This is a genomic window from Acinetobacter towneri DSM 14962 = CIP 107472 (genome assembly GCF_000368785.1).
Taxonomy (GTDB): Bacteria; Pseudomonadota; Gammaproteobacteria; order Pseudomonadales; family Moraxellaceae; genus Acinetobacter; species Acinetobacter towneri.
Window position 1 is genome coordinate 348,875 of sequence record NZ_KB849691.1, and the last position, 19,025, is coordinate 367,899.

Annotated in this window: 16 protein-coding genes, 4 tRNA genes and 1 rRNA gene; 15 read left to right on the forward strand and 6 right to left on the reverse strand. The window is 42.2% G+C overall.

Translation table 11 applies throughout. The annotated features are described in order from the left end of the window. Positions 1-8: 8 nt before the first annotated feature. Entirely contained in the window at positions 9-1,067 is a 1,059-nt protein-coding gene (rsgA, locus tag F947_RS12530) for a ribosome small subunit-dependent GTPase A (RefSeq protein WP_004976252.1), read from the reverse strand. A 123-nt stretch (positions 1,068-1,190) separates the two neighbouring features. Between rsgA and orn the strand changes: the two genes are divergently transcribed. Further along, a complete protein-coding gene (gene orn, locus F947_RS12535) occupies positions 1,191-1,748 on the forward strand; it encodes an oligoribonuclease (protein ID WP_004976254.1) in 558 nt (185 codons plus the stop codon). 210 nt (positions 1,749-1,958) lie between these two features. Here orn and F947_RS12540 read toward each other — a convergent pair whose 3' ends face one another. Further along, positions 1,959-2,834, reverse strand: a complete 876-nt coding sequence (locus F947_RS12540) for a metal-dependent hydrolase (protein WP_004976256.1) — start codon at positions 2,832-2,834, stop codon at positions 1,959-1,961. A gap of 132 nt (positions 2,835-2,966) precedes the next feature. Between F947_RS12540 and F947_RS12545 the strand changes: the two genes are divergently transcribed. The 5 genes from F947_RS12545 (at position 2,967) to F947_RS12565 (ending at position 8,451) form a co-directional block, all read left to right on the forward strand. Next, positions 2,967-4,031 carry an AraC family transcriptional regulator gene (locus F947_RS12545; RefSeq protein WP_004976258.1) on the forward strand — a complete coding sequence of 355 codons (1,065 nt, stop codon included), beginning with the start codon at positions 2,967-2,969 and terminating at the stop codon, positions 4,029-4,031. Between the two features lie 406 nt (positions 4,032-4,437). Then, entirely contained in the window at positions 4,438-5,241 is an 804-nt protein-coding gene (gene trpA / locus F947_RS12550; protein ID WP_004976260.1) for a tryptophan synthase subunit alpha, read from the forward strand. Beyond that, a complete protein-coding gene (accD, locus tag F947_RS12555; RefSeq protein ID WP_004976262.1) occupies positions 5,238-6,134 on the forward strand; it encodes an acetyl-CoA carboxylase, carboxyltransferase subunit beta in 897 nt (298 codons plus the stop codon). The genes trpA and accD overlap by 4 nt, the downstream gene beginning before the upstream one ends. Further along, entirely contained in the window at positions 6,131-7,414 is a 1,284-nt protein-coding gene (gene folC / locus F947_RS12560) for a bifunctional tetrahydrofolate synthase/dihydrofolate synthase (protein WP_004976264.1), read from the forward strand. The genes accD and folC overlap by 4 nt, the downstream gene beginning before the upstream one ends. Next, positions 7,405-8,451, forward strand: a complete 1,047-nt coding sequence (locus tag F947_RS12565) for an SPOR domain-containing protein (RefSeq protein ID WP_373683197.1) — start codon at positions 7,405-7,407, stop codon at positions 8,449-8,451. The genes folC and F947_RS12565 overlap by 10 nt, the downstream gene beginning before the upstream one ends. Before the next feature lie 143 nt (positions 8,452-8,594). Here the strand turns inward: F947_RS12565 and F947_RS12570 are convergent, their stop codons facing one another. Further along, positions 8,595-9,236, reverse strand: coding sequence for a peroxiredoxin (locus F947_RS12570; RefSeq protein WP_004976269.1), 642 nt, complete (start codon positions 9,234-9,236; stop codon positions 8,595-8,597). A 337-nt stretch (positions 9,237-9,573) separates the two neighbouring features. Here F947_RS12570 and secA point away from each other — a divergent pair, with 337 nt between their 5' ends. The 8 genes from secA (at position 9,574) to F947_RS12610 (ending at position 16,003) form a co-directional block, all read left to right on the forward strand. After that, positions 9,574-12,288 carry a preprotein translocase subunit SecA gene (secA, locus tag F947_RS12575; protein WP_004976270.1) on the forward strand — a complete coding sequence of 905 codons (2,715 nt, stop codon included), beginning with the start codon at positions 9,574-9,576 and terminating at the stop codon, positions 12,286-12,288. 162 nt (positions 12,289-12,450) lie between these two features. Further along, positions 12,451-12,807 carry a hypothetical protein gene (locus F947_RS12580; protein WP_026438462.1) on the forward strand — a complete coding sequence of 119 codons (357 nt, stop codon included), beginning with the start codon at positions 12,451-12,453 and terminating at the stop codon, positions 12,805-12,807. A gap of 195 nt (positions 12,808-13,002) precedes the next feature. After that, positions 13,003-14,223: a bifunctional glutamate N-acetyltransferase/amino-acid acetyltransferase ArgJ gene (gene argJ / locus F947_RS12585; RefSeq protein ID WP_004976273.1), complete on the forward strand. Its 1,221-nt coding sequence runs from the start codon at positions 13,003-13,005 to the stop codon at positions 14,221-14,223. A 150-nt stretch (positions 14,224-14,373) separates the two neighbouring features. Then, complete coding sequence (gene nadA, locus F947_RS12590) at positions 14,374-15,441, forward strand: quinolinate synthase NadA (protein WP_026438463.1); 1,068 nt, start codon at positions 14,374-14,376, stop codon at positions 15,439-15,441. A 153-nt stretch (positions 15,442-15,594) separates the two neighbouring features. Then, positions 15,595-15,671 (forward strand) — tRNA-Pro (locus F947_RS12595). A gap of 46 nt (positions 15,672-15,717) precedes the next feature. Then, positions 15,718-15,794: transfer RNA gene (locus tag F947_RS12600), tRNA-Arg, on the forward strand. A gap of 38 nt (positions 15,795-15,832) precedes the next feature. Continuing rightward, a tRNA-His gene (locus F947_RS12605) sits at positions 15,833-15,908 on the forward strand. Positions 15,909-15,926: 18 nt separating this feature from the next. Continuing rightward, a tRNA-Pro gene (locus tag F947_RS12610) sits at positions 15,927-16,003 on the forward strand. A gap of 190 nt (positions 16,004-16,193) precedes the next feature. On the opposite strand, the gene F947_RS12615 is transcribed toward F947_RS12610, so the two are convergent. From F947_RS12615 to F947_RS12625, 3 genes are read right to left on the reverse strand one after another with little or no spacing between them, the layout of a single operon-like run. Next, the gene (locus F947_RS12615; protein WP_004976277.1) at positions 16,194-16,670 is read right to left on the reverse strand and encodes an outer membrane lipoprotein YfiB; all 477 of its coding nucleotides are present in this window, start codon (positions 16,668-16,670) and stop codon (positions 16,194-16,196) included. Next, positions 16,663-17,898, reverse strand: a complete 1,236-nt coding sequence (locus tag F947_RS12620; protein ID WP_004976279.1) for a diguanylate cyclase DgcN/YfiN — start codon at positions 17,896-17,898, stop codon at positions 16,663-16,665. Before F947_RS12620 ends, F947_RS12615 begins: the two co-directional genes overlap by 8 nt. Beyond that, positions 17,895-18,401, reverse strand: a complete 507-nt coding sequence (locus tag F947_RS12625; protein ID WP_004976281.1) for a regulatory sequestration protein YfiR — start codon at positions 18,399-18,401, stop codon at positions 17,895-17,897. Before F947_RS12625 ends, F947_RS12620 begins: the two co-directional genes overlap by 4 nt. A 528-nt stretch (positions 18,402-18,929) precedes the next feature. Between F947_RS12625 and F947_RS12630 the strand changes: the two genes are divergently transcribed. Further along, a 16S ribosomal RNA gene (locus F947_RS12630) occupies positions 18,930-19,025 on the forward strand; the annotation flags it as partial.

The following is a 19,025-nucleotide window of genomic DNA, read 5'->3' on the forward strand; positions in this document are numbered from 1 at the left end:
CAATAAAATTAATTTTTTTGTTGCGCTTCGGCAATTTCATCACACAGTCTTAAATAACTGTCTAAACGACGCGATAAAATTTCGCCTTCTGCAGCAGCCAGTCGCAGCGCACATTGCTTTTCATGTTTATGGGTACAGTTGCGGAATTGGCAATGACCCAACAGGTTTTCAATTTCAGGAAAACCATTTTGAATTTTATCTTGGCTCAAGTGCCACAAACCAAATTCACGAATCCCCGGTGAGTCAATTAAGGCAGCACCATCTCCAAAGCCAATTAAACGAGTAGAGGTTGTGGTGTGTTGTCCAAGTGCTGAGTTTTCTGAAATGATATTGGTCTTTTGCGCCGCTTCAGGCACGATGGCATTAATCAGCGAGCTTTTCCCCACACCCGATTGTCCAACAAAAGCCACCGTTTCACCTGCCAAACGTGCCGCCAAATGCTCTAAATTCGCATCGGACTGGGTTTGCATGACTTCATACCCCAAGTCTTGATATTCCTTAAGCAAGTCTAAAATCGGGTCGTTTTCTTTGAGCAAATCAGATTTGTTTAAGACCAATAAGGCGGGAATATCGGCATCGGCACAAGCAACCAAATAGCGGTCAATCAAGCCCGGTGCAGGTTCAGGCAAAGGCGCAAAAACAATCACAATCAAACTGATATTGGCGGCAACAGGTTTAACTTTGTGATAACGATCAGGTCGGGTCAATAAAGATTGGCGTGGATGAATCACGGTAATAATCCCTAAACCTGTATTCGGATCGGCTTGCCATTTGACCCGATCTCCCGTCACCAATAATTCTAAATTGGTGCGAGTATGACAACGCCAAATGCTGCCTATTTCGATAGGTTTCCAAAACGGTTCAGGCTCACCTGCGTGCACCACAGGTTTTTCAGGATGAATTTCAGGAACAGATAAAGCCTGCACTTCTAATTGACGACCATAGTGTTGTACCACCAAGCCTTCTAAATCATGTGAAGTGTTAATGTCTGTCTGACGTGACTTGTGTTGTTTTTCAATTCGACGTTGCTGTTGTTCAGTCAATCGACGCTTACGAATTAAAGCCATTCATATCCTAAAAAACCATGAACTCAGGATGGCAAAAATAGCATGAAGCGGGGGCACAGTTACAGCCAAGAAGCAAGAAATTTGCTACTATGTTGTTTTTAAGCCGAATAAGATTGCACATTTATGAGCAGCACGCCTGATACTCGCCTCATTTGGATTGATTTGGAAATGACAGGTTTAGATACCGATAACGACCAAATTATTGAAGTGGCTACCATTGTGACCGATGATCATTTAAATATTTTGGCAGAAGGTCCTGTGCTGGCTGTGCATCAACCTGATCGTATTTTAAATGCCATGGATGAGTGGAATACACGTCAGCATGGACAATCGGGCTTAATTGAGCGTGTGCGTCGCAGCAAACTCACTGCGCAGGATGCAGAGCAGCAAACCATTGAGTTTCTAAAAAAATGGGTCAATCCGAAAACATCGCCAATGTGTGGCAACTCAATTTGCCAAGACCGCCGTTTTTTACACCGTTTAATGCCTGAATTGGAGCAATATTTCCATTATCGTAATCTGGATGTATCATCAGTGAAAGAGTTGGCAAAGCGCTGGCGTCCAGAAATTATGAGCGGTTTGAAAAAGAATGCGTCGCATTTGGCGATGGATGATATTCGTGATTCGATTGCCGAGCTGAAATATTATCGCCAGTACTTTTTTATTATGAATCAGGACTAAAACCTTTTTCTGCGTAGGAGATGGGGCTGTAACAGTAACAGCGATCTCTTGCGCCAAAACGGTATGAGTCACTCATAAATAAGAAATAATAAGATATGACTCAGCATTGCCTTATGCCTTACTTTATATAAAGATATTAGAGGCAAGTTTGTATAAAGCTAAGCAATGCTTAGGTGTTCATTGGTTAAAAGCCAAGCAAAACCAAAAGCTTTATTTTCCTGCCTGCCAAAATGCTTCACCTGCCTGAATTGGGTCGCCTGTTTGCGCCAAAGTCTCAAGCCAGACATCATATTGCGCGATGATTGGATGTTGGCTAGGGTGAAAGTCAGGTTTAAACCAATCACGATATTGTGATTGCATTTTGCGTAATTTCCCTTGTTTGCCAAACAGCCATTGCAAGCCACGTACATTCATTTTAAGGCGCTGGGTACGATTAAACCCATCGCATCTCAGCATGACATTGGCGCGGTACAGGGTAAATCCGAACATTAAACCTGTGGTCAGCACCAACGCCATTTTTCGGGTCACTTCAGGCACATTGCCCACCTGTTGCATCACATCAAACGCCACATCACGATGTTCCATTTCTTCAATCGCATGCCATGCAAATAAGGCGCGGACATAAGGATGTGCATCTTGTAGCGTGTCTTTTTCGCCATAAAAAGTTTCTGCCATAAGTGCAGTTAAATGTTCCGCAGCCGCTGTCATGGCGATGTTGTATTGGGGCGAGCGATATTTCAGTTCAAACTTAAACACTTTGTTTAGACGCTGAATAAACTGATCTACAGGCATGCCTTGATCTTTCATAACCTGATTCATTTTGTCGTGTGCAATGCCGTGCTGAGCTTCTTGCCGAATAAAATCGGCAACACGTTGTTTTAAGTCTGGGTCTTGAATTTGATCACGGAACAAACGTACCGATTGAATGAAATAACGCTCGCCATCAGGAAAAGTCAGGCTTAAAGCATCAAACATGCGGGTCAAAAACGGGTCACCTGCAAACCAGTAACGCGGCACATCGGCTAATTTAAAATCGAGATTGCTGCGTACTATGGGCGCAACATGATATTGGACAAGTGCATTCATTTTATTTTATTTCACTCTGGTCAATCCTGTTTGCAGTATGTCGGGCTTTGGCAGATTTGTTTTGACAGTATTTGCCAGTTTTTATACATTAAACGACAAAAGAAAATGATGCATGTCAAAATGAGCAAGCACATGAGCGAAATTCAAATTCCAAATGGCTATTATCAACTTTGGTTACGCTATTTATCTGCACAGGGCAGAGTTCCTGAGCAGCTTGGATTTTCGCCTGCACAATTGCAGCATTTACAGCATGTGTTGGCATTGCCCATGGATACCCAATCGTCCTATCAGTTTTTTAACGAGATCATCCAACACAGTATTCAGTTTTTAGATTGTCCAACGCTCGTTTTTGAATTGGCACGTTATATTCAGCCTGAACATTTTGGCGTGCTTGGCTATATGGCATCGCGTAGTAACAGTGTTGCAGAAGCCATTCAATATATGATGCGTTTTAGTCGCTTGGTGGTGGATGGTACGGCAGCCGTACCAATGCGACTGGAACAACAATCAGATGCTTTATATTTATCATGGCCATTGGTGGATGAAAAATACAGCTTGGTTCATGAAATGACTTTTGCCTGTATGACTCAATTGGCCATGCAAATTTTTGATTTTCAACACTCTCCGATACGGGAGATTCATTTTGCCCATGCACCGCGTATGGCGATGCTGCATTATGAAAAGTTTTATGGTTGTAAGGTTTTATTTAAGCAAGCGGAATATCAAATTGTTTTAAATTTAGAAAGCCTCAGTTTAAAACCACAGCAAGCCGATCCCTCTTTAATTCATTTACTCACCAAACAAGCTGAAGATGCGATTGCGTTAAAACCACAATTAGAAACCGTGCAGCAGCAAGTCCAAGAGCAGGTGGCGCATTATTTACGTTATGAACAGCAAGTGCCGAGCATTGAATGGGTGGCGCAGCGTTTATTTCGTTCAGGGCGTACGTTACAGCGTCAGCTTAAACAGGAAGGTACGGGTTTTAAACAGATTCTTGAAATAGAACGGATGCAGCGCTGTGAAAACTTACTGCGACAAAATGTGAGCCTAAGCGATATTGCACAGTTGTTGGGTTATTCAGACCAATCGGCTTTGGCGCGTGCCTATAAAGCCTGTACAGGACAGACCTTGCTAAAACGTAAACAGCAGTTGCAGCAAGCTGAGGATGCACTTTCTCTACAGCAAAATACGCCATAAATAGTATGGATTGGCTCATTATCAACAGGTGATTTCGCGCTAAGAGATTGAAAATAAGCTGTGTGTAGCCATGACCGAATCAGCTTTTGCAAGGTTGATAAAGCCTAAGATAAAACCTGAAGTTGTTTATTTTTATCAATATTTTTAAATTTAAAAGCACGATTGAGCAAGTTTCAAAAACCGATAAGCAGGCAAAATTAGGCATCTTTGATCATTGAGAAAAAAGCGCAAATATCAGTAAATGTAGCCTCGCGGTTGTTCTGAATAAATCGTTTTGCAAACAGAAATGCAGCAACCCATGCCTGTGCGCTATTCATTGAGTAAAAAATAGCGTTACAATGGGTCAATTTGTATTTCTACAATAGCAAATGTCTCAGTTTTAATCATTCAAGGAAAATACAACCCTATGTCACGTTTAGCCACACGATTTGCACAGCTTGAATCTCAACAGCGTAAGGCCTTGGTTTCTTATGTTATGGCAGGTGACCCTCATCCAGAAGTCACAGTTCCGTTGTTACATCAAATGGTCGAGGCAGGGGTAGATGTCGTTGAATTAGGTTTGCCGTTTTCAGACCCAATGGCTGATGGTCCAGTAATTGCCCTCGCTGCAGAGCGAGCGTTGGCAGGTGGAACCAATACGCTAGATGCTTTAAACATGGTCAAAGAGTTCCGTCAAAAAGATCAGGAAACTCCTGTGGTATTGATGGGATATTTAAACCCTGTAGAAGTCATTGGTTATGAAAAGTTTGTTGAATATGCACATGACTGTGGTGTCGATGGTGTACTTCTGGTCGATTTACCACCTGAAGAAGCCCAAGAATTTGATGAAGTCCTGAATAAATATGGGATGAATCAAATTTTCTTGTTAGCGCCAACTTCTACACCAGAGCGTATTCAATTTGTTGCAAACCAAGCCAGTGGCTTTATTTATTATGTTTCTTTGAAAGGCGTGACGGGTGCAGCAACACTTGATGTTGCAGAAGCAGCAACCCGCATCCAACAGATTAAAGCTGTAACCAACGTGCCTGTGGGTGTGGGTTTTGGCATCAGTGATGCTGCATCTGCCAAAGCAATGGGCGCGGCTGCCGACGCAGTCATTGTCGGAAGTGCTTTTGTAAAACAATTTGCGAGCTTAGCACCAGAACAAGCCGTCATTGCAACGGTTAATAAAGTGAAGGAGCTTCGAGCTGCGCTCGATGAGTTAGTATGAGTCAAGAAGTGAAAACAGGGAAAATTCTAAGCCCATCGACGCCGTGGACTGCACGTGGTGTACCTGGTATTGAAACACCAGATGAGCAACAAGCGTTAAAAGCGATCTTTACTGAACCAACGATTGAATGTCCAGAATGTCATGCCTTGGTGACACGTACGGCAATGTCATTCAACGCTTATGTATGCCCACAATGTGATGAACATTTACGCATGAAAGCGCGTGAGCGTTTAACTTGGTTCTTTGACCAAGTACAAAACGAATTAGGTCAAGAATTCTCTGCCAAAGACCCACTCAAATTTGTAGACAGCAAAGCTTATCCTGAGCGTATGACTGAAGCGCAAAAGAAAACGGGTGAAACCGAAGCGTTAGTGGTTATGCAGGGCTTATTAAAAGATATGCCAGTCATTGCTTGTGCGTTTGAGTTTGACTTTATGGGCGGCTCAATGGGTACTGTCGTTGGTGACCGTTTTGTGCAAGCTGCTGAACGTGCGATTCAGCAAAAACAACCGTTAATTTGCTTTGCAGCATCGGGCGGTGCGCGTATGCAAGAAGGCATGTTGTCATTAATGCAAATGGCGCGTACTTCTGCAGCAATTCAACGCATGAAAGAAGCAGGCTTGCCGTACATCGTAGTATTAACTCATCCTGTATACGGTGGTGTAACTGCATCATTGGCAATGTTGGGTGATGTACACATTGCAGAACCTAAAGCGATGATTGGTTTTGCGGGTAAACGTGTCATTGAGCAAACTGTACGTGAAAAACTGGAAGAACCATTCCAACGTGCAGAATACTTACTTGATCATGGTGTGGTCGATCAAATTGTCCATCGTCATGCATTACGTGATACAGTTTATCGTATTCTTGCGAAACTGATGAACTTGCCTTGAACACAGCACCTCTTGCAACCGATGATTTAAACACATGGCTCAATTATTGGAGCCATGTTCACGTTACGGGTATTGATTTAGGTTTGGAGCGGGTTATTCCCGTTGCAGAAAAACTGGGGGTGACCCATCCTAAAGCCAAAGTCATTACGGTTGCGGGAACCAATGGCAAAGGCTCAACCACAACCACTTTAGCGGCTATTTTAAATGCGCAGGGCTATCGGGTTGGGTTGTACCAATCGCCACATATTTACCGTTTTAATGAACGAGTCAAATTAGCAGGCGTCGAAATCGATGACCAAAGTTTGATTGATGCTTTTGTGCAAGTCGATCAAGCACGACGTGATTGCGATCTGAGTTTATCTTTTTTTGAGGCCACGACTTTGGCAGCCTTTGTGATTTTTAAAGCACGTGATTGCGATGTATGGGTGCTTGAAGTCGGTTTAGGTGGACGCTTAGATGTGGTCAATGTCGTCAATCCTGATGTGGCGGTTATTACCAATATCGGTTTAGATCATGTCGATTGGTTAGGCGATAGCATCGAAAAAATTGCCTATGAAAAAGCAGGCATTATTCGTCCTAACATTCCTGTCATTTTTGCAGGTCAGCAAGATTTGCCTCAAGCTATTCAAGATAAGGCAGCAGCTTGTAATGCACCATTGTTTACCCTGAATCGTGATTATTTTTATCGGGACATGCAAGATGGTGAGTCGTGGATGTTTGCTGCATCGGGCTGCACCTTAAAACTTCCAGCAGGCAGCTTGGCACTTGATAATATTTCAACGGCTGTGGCAGCAGTCTTGCACAGTGGTTTAGAAATCACCCAAGACGCAATTGCACAAGGTATTCAAACGGCCAAATTGGCGGGACGTTTTGAAATTCGTCAAATTCAGGGCAAAACCGTGATTTTTGATGCAGGACATAACCCGCATGGCGTTGAATTTTTGTTAAAGCAATTGCGCAATTTCTTAAATTACAATAAACAGTACACTGAAGTGGTCAGTGTTTTTTCAATGCTTGCAGATAAAGATATAAATTCTGTGGTTGAGTTATTGAAAGATAGTGTCGTAATGTGGAAAATTGCCACATTAAATGTGCCTCGTGCGGCAGAGATCACGGTTTTGGATCAGGCTTTGCAAGGCGAAACAATACAACACTTCGACAGTATACAATTGGCTTTTAAATCAGCACTGGATGAAACAAAAAATAATCAGCTGATTTTGGTATGTGGATCATTTCATACCTTAGAAGCGGTATGGGAGTATTTGGAAGAATGTCAATGAATAACAAACAGCGCTGGATGGGTGGCGTTGTTTTATTAGGTGGTGGTGTTTTATTGGCAGCATTGCTTTTAAAAGGGCAAGAAGAAATACATCAAAATAATGTGAAAACCCCAAGCCAAGCCGAACAAGTTCAACATAAAAATGCCAATCAGGCAGAAATGGTGCAATTGCAACCTTTAACTGTCGATGTGCAAACCGAGCAGCGTCTGCTTGAAGAGCAGCGCCGTGCGCGTGAAAAAGCAGTGGCAGAGCAAGAAGCACGTGCAGCTGAGTTTTTAGCGATGCAACAACAGGCAGAAGCAGAAGCAGCGCGTAAAGCTGCAGAAGAATATGCTGCCTTAAATGCATTACGTTCTGGTCAGCAGCAAAGTTCTGACAATATTCCGCCTGAATTGGTCGAAGATGAACAAGCCAAGCAAAAGCGTTTGGCTGAAGAAAAAGCCGCTCAGCAAAAGAAGTTAGAGCAGCAAAAAGCAACGGATGCCAAGAAAGCTGCTGAGTTAAAAGCTGCGCAAGAGCGTAGTGCTGCAGAGAAAAAAGCAGCAGATGAAAAGCGTTTAGCGGAAGAAAAACGCATTGCAGAAGAGAAGCGCAAAGCGGAAGAACAACGCCAAGCCGATGCAAAACGTAAAGCTGAACAAGAGCGAAAAGCAGCAGAATCGAAAAAAGAAGCAGAACGTAAGGCTGCCGAAGATAAGCGTAAAGCCGAGGAAAAACGCAAAGCTGAAGAAGCTGCCAAGAAAAAGGCTGAAGCTGAAAAAGCACGTAAGTTATTGGAAGAAGGCGATAAGCAGTGGATGGTACAAGTGGCTTTGGCAGCTAACCAAGCCAATGCCGATGCTTTGGCGGCAAAACTGAAAGCCAAAGGTTATAAAGTTACCCAAAGTCCAACGTCTAAAGGGGTTCGGATTATGGTTGGGCCATCTAAAGACCGTGATGCTGCAGATGCAACCCGCAAGAAAATTACCGCAGACCCAAGTTTGAATATGAAATCTGCATGGGTGATTGACTGGATACCGTTAGATAAACGCGACTAGATCATTCGATCAAAATGTTTATTAAAAAGGATTTAATCTTTTGGGTTAAATCCTTTTTTAATGCTGATTGAATTTAGGCGTGTTTCAAATGCTTTGATTGTAAAAAGCCTATCCGAAGATAGGCTTGCTCATGTAACACTTAATTAAGTGCGGTTCGGTTGTTTGGTCAAACGCAAATAAGGCTTGATGGCTTTATATCCACTTGGGAAGCGTTCTTTAAGTTCCGCTTCATCCTGAATGGAAGGCACGATCACCACATCTTCACCATCTTGCCAGTTGGCAGGCGTTGCAACTTTGTAATTGTCAGTCAGTTGTAGTGAATCAATCACACGTAAAATTTCGTGGAAATTACGTCCTGTAGAAGCAGGATAAGTAATGATCAAGCGTACTTTTTTATTTGGATCAATAATGATTAATGAGCGAACAGTCAGTGTTTCGCTGGCATTCGGGTGAATAAAATCGTACAGCGTAGATACTTTACGATCTTGGTCAGCAAGAATTGGGAAATTAACCGTCGTGTTTTGGGTTTCGTTAATATCTTGAATCCAGCCTTTGTGAGATTCAGCATCATCTACAGAAAGTGCAATCGCTTTGACATTGCGCTTGCTGAATTCATCTTTCAGTTTTGCGGTATAGCCTAGCTCGGTGGTGCAGACAGGTGTGTAGTCGGCAGGATGCGAAAATAGAATGCCCCAGCTGTCACCTAAAAATTCATAAAAATCAATTGGGCCTTCATTTGAATCTTGCGTGAAGTTGGGTGCAGTGTCACCTAAGCGAATAGTCATTGTGTACCTCTGTCTTGTTTTTTGTGTGATGTGTGCGTACTACTATGCGCCATTCCTTTTGCAGAATTAAATAGTGTTTTTGTATGTGCTTATGAGTAAATTGAATATGCTGTGTCGTTTTTATTGCATTTTCAAAATAGATTCATGTGTGATTGCTATATATCGTCCGCTCGAAATTTGTTACATTAACTGCCACTTAGCAGCGAGAAATGGCAAGTAGAGATTGGAATTTTTAATAGGTTTTTGTGCAAAACCCTTGTACTTCAAATTTCTAGCACCATAATAACCACTAAGAAAAACCTATTTATTTGACAAGCAAGATTTAGAGAGTTTATTCATGTTGGCAAGTCTGATCGGAGGAATCTTCGGTACTAAAAATGAGCGCGAACTCAAACGCATGCGTAAAATCGTAGACAAGATTAATGCGCTCGAGCCGACGATATCTGCCTTAAGCGATGCAGACTTATCTGCAAAAACCGAAGAATTCAAACAACGTTATAACAAAGGCGAAAGTTTAGATAAATTATTACCAGAAGCATTTGCAGTATGTCGTGAAGCGGCTAAACGTGTCATGAGCATGCGTCACTATGACGTGCAGTTGATTGGTGGTATTACCTTGCACGAAGGTAAAATTGCAGAAATGCGTACAGGTGAAGGTAAAACCCTAATGGGAACTTTGGCCTGCTATTTAAATGCTTTAAGCGGTCAGGGCGTGCACGTCATTACTGTGAACGACTACTTGGCGCAGCGTGATGCTGAACTCAACCGTCCTTTATTTGAGTTTTTAGGTTTAAGCATTGGCATTATCTACTCCATGCAAGACCCGACTGAAAAAGCACAGGCTTATCGTGCAGACATTACTTACGGTACCAATAACGAATTTGGTTTCGACTACTTGCGTGACAACATGGTGTTCTCACTGAGTGAGAAAAAACAGCGTGGCCTGACGTATGCCATTATTGACGAAGTCGATTCGATCTTAATTGATGAAGCACGTACCCCATTAATCATTTCTGGTCAAAGTGATGACTCATCGCAGTTATATGCAGCAATCAACACCATTCCGCCAAAATTGCATGCACAAAAAGAAGAAAAAGTAGCCGATGGTGGACATTTCTGGATTGATGAAAAACAACGTACTGTAGAAATGACCGAAATTGGTTATGAAACGGTAGAAAATGAATTAATTCAAATGGGTTTATTGGCAGAAGGCGAAAGTCTGTATTCTGCATCTAACCTGAATTTGGTGCATCACGTATCTGCAGCTATTCGTGCGCACTTCTTGTATCAACGCAACGTGCATTACATCATCCATGATGGTGAAGTGATTATTGTCGATGAAAACACAGGTCGTACCATGCCTGGCCGTCGCTGGTCAGAAGGTTTGCACCAAGCGGTAGAAGCGAAAGAAGGTCTAGAAATTCAGCCTGAAAACCAGACTTTAGCGACCACAACCTTCCAGAACTATTTCCGTTTATACAAAAAGCTTTCGGGAATGACGGGTACTGCAGACACTGAAGCTGCAGAAATGAAAGAAATTTATGGTCTAGATGTCGTCATCATTCCAACGCACCGACCAATGATTCGTAATGACCAAAACGATTTAATTTATTTAAACCGTACTGGTAAATACAACGCGATTATTCAAGAAATTCAACGCGTGCATGAAGCGGGTGTCGCACCAATTCTGATTGGTACAGCGACCATTGAAGCTTCAGAAATTTTATCGGATAAACTGCGTGAAGCAGGTATTCAGCACGAAGTATTGAATGCGAAGCAACACGAACGCGAAGCTGACATCATTGCGCAAGCAGGCTCACCACGTGCGGTGACTATTGCCACGAACATGGCGGGTCGTGGTACAGATATTTTGCTAGGTGGTAACTGGAAAGCTTTGCTAGCCAAAATTGAAAACCCAACTCCTGAAGATGAAGCGCGTTTAAAGGCAGAGTGGGAACAAAACCATGACATGGTGTTAAGTTCAGGTGGCTTACACATTATTGGTTCAGAACGTCACGAATCGCGTCGTATTGACAACCAGTTGCGTGGTCGTGCAGGTCGTCAGGGTGACCCAGGCGTGTCACGTTTCTATCTGTCACTCGAAGATGACTTAATGCGTATTTTCGCAGGTGATCGTGTTGTAGCAATGATGCGTGCTATGGGCTTGCAGGAAGATGAAGCGATTGAACACAAAATGGTGTCACGCTCTATCGAAAATGCACAGCGTAAAGTTGAGGCACGTAACTTCGACATCCGTAAAAACTTGTTGAAATACGATGACGTAAACAACGAACAACGTAAGATCATTTATTCACAGCGTGATGATATTCTGGCAGAAAGCACGCTGCAAGACTATATTGAAGAAATGCACCGTGAGGTGGTCACAGGTATGATCGCCAATTATATTCCACCAGAATCAATTCATGACCAATGGGATATTGATGGTTTAGAGCGTGCCTTGCGTGATGATTTAGGTATCGAATTACCAATTAACCAATGGCTTGAAGATGATCGTCGCCTAGATGAAGAAGCTTTAGTAGAACGTATTGCCGATGAAATTGTCACACGTTATCGTGCACGTCGTGAGCAAATGGGTGATGAATCTGCAGCGATGTTAGAACGCCACTTTATGCTCAGTTCACTTGATCGTCATTGGAAAGATCATTTGGCGGCGATGGACTATTTGCGTCAAGGTATTCATTTACGTGGTTATGCACAAAAGAATCCTGAGCAAGAGTACAAAAAAGAAGCCTTTAACTTGTTTGTGAATATGTTGGGCGTGATTAAAGCCGATGTCGTGACCGATCTTTCGCGTGTGCATGTCCCAACACCTGAAGAATTGGCAGCGATGGAAGCTCAACAGCAAGCGCAAGCAGAAGCGATGCAGCTTAATCTTTCACATGCTGATGTAGACGGTTTAACGGGCGAAACCTTTGAATCAGAACCACAGTATAGTGCTGCTGAGCAAACTGTTGTTGCGCCTGCGAGCCGTAACTCGCCATGCCCATGTGGTTCAGGACTGAAATATAAACAGTGTCACGGTAAAATCTAAACCTGACTTGTTACAACTTAAGCAGAACTTTGGTTCTGCTTTTTGTATTTTGGGGCGCAAAATCTTTGTGGTAATAGTTTTGCAAGATGTGTATAGCATTTGCAGATTTTGGAATTAAATGCTATTTAGTTGCACATGCAATATCCACGTGTGGAACAAAAAATGAAAAAAGTATTACAACCTTTAATGATTGTTGCCTTGAGCTTGCCTACTTTCGCATTTGCAAATGCGGCAACAACGACAACTCCTGCAAAAGTTCAAGCTGCTGTGGGTGCGACCACTGCACAGGTACAAGTGGATAATGGTCACGTGACTGTGGCAAGCCCACGCACAGGTATTCGTTATACCTTTGCCAATCCAGATCAGCGTCCAATCGTGTTGCATACTGCAGCGATTGCACCTGCGAATGCTGCCAATGTAAATCGTATTGTGGCTGCAAATCCTGCTTTATCTGCAGCAAGTCAAGAACGTGCAAAACAGGCTTTATTGGGTGAAACCGTGGTTGCGACTACGCCATAATCCCAATAGGCTCAATCAGTATAATTTTAGTTGCTGATGCATTACATTGAAGATTAAAACCAGTCCATACGGGCTGGTTTTTTATATATGACCTTGTGTATTAACAAAAGTTGAATCAAGCAGGGTGGATGCTCGATTTTTTCTTCAATTTCCACTAAGCTGTGACATTCTCAAATTTGTACTGGAAATTTCAAAATGGCAGTTGGTGACGTCTCTATGCCACACATGCATGTGGTCAAAGGTGTAAAAATTGGTTCAGCAGAGGCTTATGTGCGTTATCAGAACCGACGTGACCTGGTTATTTTTGAATTTGCAGCAGGCTCAAATGTGGCGGGTGTCTTTACTCAAAACGCATTTTGCGCTGCACCTGTGTATGTGTCCAAAGCACATTTAGCTCAGGGCAATCCGCGTTACTTGGTCATTAATACAGGCAATGCCAATGCGGGTACAGGCAAATTGGGTATGCAAAATGCAGAAATTACCTGTGCCAAATTGGCTGAATTGGCAGGTGTATCTACCCAAGAAGTTTTGCCATTTTCTACAGGTGTGATTGGCGAGCAATTGCCGATTGAACGCTTGGTTGCTGGTTTAGCACCTGCGCTGGCATCGTTACGTGAGGATGCTTGGCATGATGCTGCGACAGGTATTATGACCACAGATACCACACCCAAAGGTGCATCTGAGCAGTTTGAGTTAGATGGCATTACTTATAGTATGACAGGCATTTCTAAAGGCGCAGGTATGATTCGCCCAAATATGGCGACCATGCTTAGCTATGTTGCAACCGATGCACCAATTCAACGTGACATCTTGCAGCAATTGCTCAAACGCAGCGTAGAACAATCATTTAACCGTATTACTGTAGATGGCGATACCTCGACCAATGATTCATGTATCTTGGTGGCGACAGGTCAGGCGGGTGGCACTGAAATTTGCAGTGAAAATGACCCGCGTTATGCTGTGGTATTAGATGTTTTGAATCGTGTGATGTTGCGTTTGGCACAACTGATTATCCGTGATGGTGAAGGTGCAACAAAATTCATCACGGTACGTGTTGAAGATGGTGACAATACCCAAGAATGTTGTGATATTGCGTACAGCATTGCACATTCACCATTGGTAAAAACGGCCATTTTTGCCTCAGATCCAAACTGGGGGCGTATTCTTGCTGCAATTGGTTATGCAGGCGTGCCAAATTTAGACGTTGAAAAAATTCAGGTTTGGTTGGATGATGTGCAAATTTGCAAAGATGGCGGTGCTGCTGCCGACTATACCGAAGCAGCGGGGGCGCGAGTCATGGCACAAACCGAAATGACCATTCGTGTAAATTTAGGACGTGGTCAAGCGACAGATACAGTCTATACTTGTGACTTGTCTTACGATTATGTCAAGATCAACGCGGATTACCGTTCGTAAAAATTCAAATTGAGTGATAAAGCCTCCGTTGTGAGGCTTTTTTAGCATTCAATCGGCAAAGGGCTGGTGAATGAGCAAATTGCCCCCATATCATCAGTGACTTGAGTAAGCTTGTGTTCGGGCAAGCATGAAGATAGAGAAGACGTTGTTATGAATGATGCGACCAATTTAATTGCCAATGAAGCCAAATCAATTGTGCAGGCGCATTTAGATCGCTTGGGTGAAACCAAAGAACATCATTTGAGTGAGCAAGCCAAGCAGGAAAAATTTGCGCAAATTAAAGCAGAACTCGAAAAGCACAATGCTGTCTTGGTTGCCCATTATTACTGCGATCCTGAAGTACAGGAACTGGCTGAATTAACAGGTGGCTGTGTTTCGGATTCACTGGAAATGGCACGTTTTGGTCGTGATCATGCGGCAACCACGTTGGTCGTAGCTGGTGTAAAATTTATGGGCGAAACTGCCAAAATTTTATCGCCAGAAAAAACCATTCTTATGCCAACTTTAGAAGCGACTTGTTCGCTAGACTTAGGTTGTCCTGTCGATGAGTTTAGCCGCTTCTGTGATGCGCATCCTGATCATACAGTTGTGGTTTATGCCAACACGTCCGCTGCGGTAAAAGCGCGTGCAGATTGGGTCGTTACCTCAAGCTGTGCGGTTGAAATTATTGAACATCTCGATAGCTTAGGTGAAAAAATCATTTGGGCGCCAGATCAGCACTTAGGACGCTATATTCAAAAGAAAACTGGCGCAGATATGCTGCTTTGGGATGGTTCGTGTATTGTGCATGAAGAATTCCGTTCACGCGGTATAGCCAATATGAAAGCCATGTATCCGGATGCAGCAGTTTTGGTGCATCCAGAATCACCAGAATCAGTTGTTGATGTAGCTGATGCGGTGGGCAGTACCTCGCAACTTATTCAAGCGGCAAAAACTTTGCCACACGAGCGTTTAATTGTGGCAACAGACCGCGGTATTTTCTACAAGATGCAGCAAGCTGTACCAAATAAAATTCTAATTGAAGCACCAACTGCAGGTGAGGGTGCAACCTGTCGTTCATGCGCACACTGCCCGTGGATGGCGATGAATGAATTGGATGGAATTTTGCATGTATTGCAAACAGGTGATCAAGAAGTATTCGTTGAACCTGCCATGGCAGAACGTGCTAAATTACCACTAGATCGTATGTTGAATTTCAGTGCGAGCTTAAAACGCTAAAATTGATTGAAAAATATCAAAAATGCTTGATAAATATACGGTTGAAGCTTTTTTTTAATTTTTTTTAAATATAGGTGTTGACGTCTTCGGGCGTCGCGCCTAGAATGCACACCGTACCGCACGATGTGCGATACACAAAAAGCTGAGATGAATCGGAGCATAGCACAGCCTGGTAGTGCACCTGGTTTGGGACCAGGGGGTCGTAGGTTCGAATCCTACTGCTCCGACCAATTCTTCAAGGCAACGTATCGCATGATATTATGTATCATCGGTCATGCGCCTGTAGCTCAGTTGGATAGAGCATCCGCCTTCTAAGCGGATGGTCACAGGTTCGAATCCTGTCAGGCGCGCCATTTTTTGGTAGCTTGGTATAAAAGAACCAAACATAATGGTGGATGTAGCTCAGTTGGTAGAGCCCTGGATTGTGATTCCAGTTGTCGCGGGTTCGAATCCCGTCATTCACCCCAATCTCTTTGAGAGATAAACGGAGCATAGCACAGCCTGGTAGTGCACCTGGTTTGGGACCAGGGGGTCGTAGGTTCGAATCCTACTGCTCCGACCATTTTCTAAATAGAACAGATACTAAGTAGAAATGGTTAAGTCAATAAAGATACCGCGTTAAGCGGTTTTTTTATGCCTGAAATTTATGAAAGCCTTGTTGGTTTAAAATTGATTTCGTATTAGTTATTGGTCAGCATAAAAAAGCCTCAAGAATGAGGCTCAATATAAGAAAAGTTTTAGTGTCTTTTTTATTAAGGCACAATCGTCACATTGACGCGTCGGTTGGTGGCACGATTTGCTGGTGTGTCATTGCTTACCATTGGTTGTGTTGCACCACGTCCAATCACCTGAATATTTTTTCTTTCAAAACCCTGATCTAAAAAGATCTGAGCCACATTTTGGGCGCGTTTTTCCGATAGGGTTTGATTGTAGCTGGCTAAACCTACGTTGTCTGTGTGACCAATAAACTTGAGTTTATCCAAGTCATATTTATGCAGCTGTTGTGCCAATTGGTTGAGGCGTTCTTTTTGGCTATTTTGAATGGCGTATTCATCAAAACCAAATAACAAGCGTTCAGGCAGGGCTAAGGTCCAGCCATCATCACTTAAAATAAAGCCTTCTTGTTTTAGCATGCGCGCCTGCTTATAGCTGACATTCCCCAAACTCATGCAAGCACTGAGTGAAACCATAACAAGAATAAGTGTGCCGATCAGAACTTTTTTAAGCATAAGGAACCTGTTTATTGTTTGATTGAGGTGAAATATACCATTTTGATTGATCACGTTTGGCTTTGAGCATTGCGCGATCGACATCGGCAATTAAATTTTCAGGAGTTTTTGCATATTCAATCAATGCTACGCCAATACTGACATTTAAGGAAACTTGTTGCTGTTCATACTTAAATGTAGAGGTATAGCAAGCATGAATCTTTTGACAATAATCCTCTAATTCTGCAGTGGAGTGTGAGCCAGTTAAGATTACTGCAAACTCATCGCCACCTAAACGCGCAACAAACGCATGTGAGGGCAAAATCTGAATTAGACAATGTGATGAATCACGTAAAATATTATCGCCCGTCAAATGCCCAAATTGGTTATTGATTTGGTTAAAGTTATTAATGTCTAAAAAAAATACTGCAGCCGTAGCAGAAGGCTGGGTAAATAGCTTAAACAGTGTTTCATAAAAATAATTACGATTTGGCAACTGCGTTAAATTGTCGTATTGCGACTGAAATTGCAGTTTATGATTTTCAACCAATAAATTCTTATGGGATTGTTCAATCTCATTGAGTAAGCCATTAAAGGCATAACTCAGTTCATGAAGTTCTTGAATATCTGAACTTGAAACGCGTAGCTTATAATTCTTTTGTGCACTAATCTCGCGCGCCGAGCTGACAATCGAAGTTAAAGATTGCATGAGATATTGATAAATTGAATTAATTGACCAAAACACAGCAATTAAAAGCAAAATAAAACCGAAAATTAATCCTAAAACGATTTTATAAAAGAAACTGACCAAGTCACTAGAGTTTCCATACACCACCAGTTCGCCATAGTTTTGCTGATCATGGTCAATACTCAGCCGAACAGGATGATTAAAAAACAAATAATCCAATAAAGCTTGAATTGAGAAATGATCTAAGTCTTGCTGCTCAATAAAAGCAATACGCGTTTGTTTGGGTGATAGTACTTCAATCGACCGAATAGAATAACGCTGCGTATGTTCAGAGAGAATTTTGTTGAGCGTCATTTGATCATTAAAAACCACTGCAGGCTGAATGCGCTCATTTAACGCAGCAGATAAGTTTTGCAGACTATTTTTGGCATAAGCATTCATGGTGTAGGTTGAGATCACCAAAAAAATACCAGAGCAAATTGTAAAAGTTAAAACAAAAATAGTGAGTTGTGCGCGTGTGAATAATTGATGCAAAGTAATAGGGGAGTATAACTGCTTCATGAGTTAGGCTCCGTGGTTTTGGCAAGCAATAACACCCGCGGATCAATATGTACTTTAGACTGGGTTAAACTTTCCATATTCACTTTAAACGCATAATTCTGATTTTTCTTATAGATGCAGAATGCGCTGCCTGTTTCACAATCTAGATTGTTCAAACTAATAGATAGGGCTGGAAATTGTACTTGAGTATTTAGGGTGTGTTGTTCTTGTGCTGCAGAAAGCGTGGAAAAAATTAAGATTTGGCAGTCACTTTGAGCAATATTTTTGAGTGAAATAGCGTGAATACTGTAGTTATGATGTGAGTGCATGGCATTTTTGAATTGTTGTGCCATCGCATGATTGTCTATGACGCAGAGCTTGGGCGTGTCATGTACCCATTTTGCGTAAGATAAAATAGAGAATGTAGTGCTATAAAGATTTGATGCGGGTGCAGCATACAAAAAAGTAGGCGTTTGCATTGCTACAAATGACAGCAAGGTTATTATTTTTAAATTTTGAGTCATTTCAACACAACACGAATGAACATAAAAATAGTGTAGCTAAAATTTGAAAATAAGCATACTGCTAATTTTGAGCAAGAATGATACAGATTTAAAATATTTTGCCGAATAAATAACCGTTCGGACTAAAAAACTGATAAAACTTAAAAAGAGGGGTTGCAAGGCGAAATATTTCACCTATAATGCACATCCATCGGCGGTGATGAAGATTAAAACTTCTGATAAAACAATGACTTGGTTAAGAATAATTGAGTTGGGTTTTAGAAAGAAAGTTTAAAATAATTTAAATTACCAGTTGACACTTTAGAAATAAAGCGTAATATAGCCGACCTAGCTTGATGCTGACGAAGCATCGAGAAGATCATTAAGAGATTATGAAGAACAACTTGTGTGGATTTTTACTAATTGATTAATCGAAAATATTTCATTGATTGATTGGTTTAAATTACTCGAAGTTTATTTGAGCGAAATTTAAGTCAGAAAATTGATGAGCCAGATTTGGAAGTTTAGATTAAAACTTCAAAATGATTTTAACTGAAGAGTTTGATCATGGCTCAGATTGAACGCTGGCGGCAGGCTTAACACATGCAAGTCGAGCGGGCGAGGTTGCTTCGGTAACTGAGCTAG

Bases quoted from the DNA above. Each gene is read 5' to 3' on its own strand.
- rsgA (WP_004976252.1), bottom strand. From the start codon at position 1,067: ATGGCTTTAATTCGTAAGCGTCGATTGACTGAACAACAGCAACGTCGA.
- orn (WP_004976254.1), top strand. From the start codon at position 1,191: ATGAGCAGCACGCCTGATACTCGCCTCATTTGGATTGATTTGGAAATG.
- F947_RS12540 (WP_004976256.1), bottom strand. From the start codon at position 2,834: ATGAATGCACTTGTCCAATATCATGTTGCGCCCATAGTACGCAGCAAT.
- F947_RS12545 (WP_004976258.1), top strand. From the start codon at position 2,967: ATGAGCGAAATTCAAATTCCAAATGGCTATTATCAACTTTGGTTACGC.
- trpA (WP_004976260.1), top strand. From the start codon at position 4,438: ATGTCACGTTTAGCCACACGATTTGCACAGCTTGAATCTCAACAGCGT.
- accD (WP_004976262.1), top strand. From the start codon at position 5,238: ATGAGTCAAGAAGTGAAAACAGGGAAAATTCTAAGCCCATCGACGCCG.
- F947_RS12565 (WP_373683197.1), top strand. From the start codon at position 7,405: ATGTCAATGAATAACAAACAGCGCTGGATGGGTGGCGTTGTTTTATTA.
- F947_RS12570 (WP_004976269.1), bottom strand. From the start codon at position 9,236: ATGACTATTCGCTTAGGTGACACTGCACCCAACTTCACGCAAGATTCA.
- secA (WP_004976270.1), top strand. From the start codon at position 9,574: ATGTTGGCAAGTCTGATCGGAGGAATCTTCGGTACTAAAAATGAGCGC.
- F947_RS12580 (WP_026438462.1), top strand. From the start codon at position 12,451: ATGAAAAAAGTATTACAACCTTTAATGATTGTTGCCTTGAGCTTGCCT.
- argJ (WP_004976273.1), top strand. From the start codon at position 13,003: ATGGCAGTTGGTGACGTCTCTATGCCACACATGCATGTGGTCAAAGGT.
- nadA (WP_026438463.1), top strand. From the start codon at position 14,374: ATGAATGATGCGACCAATTTAATTGCCAATGAAGCCAAATCAATTGTG.
- F947_RS12615 (WP_004976277.1), bottom strand. From the start codon at position 16,670: ATGCTTAAAAAAGTTCTGATCGGCACACTTATTCTTGTTATGGTTTCA.
- F947_RS12620 (WP_004976279.1), bottom strand. From the start codon at position 17,898: ATGAAGCAGTTATACTCCCCTATTACTTTGCATCAATTATTCACACGC.
- F947_RS12625 (WP_004976281.1), bottom strand. From the start codon at position 18,401: ATGACTCAAAATTTAAAAATAATAACCTTGCTGTCATTTGTAGCAATG.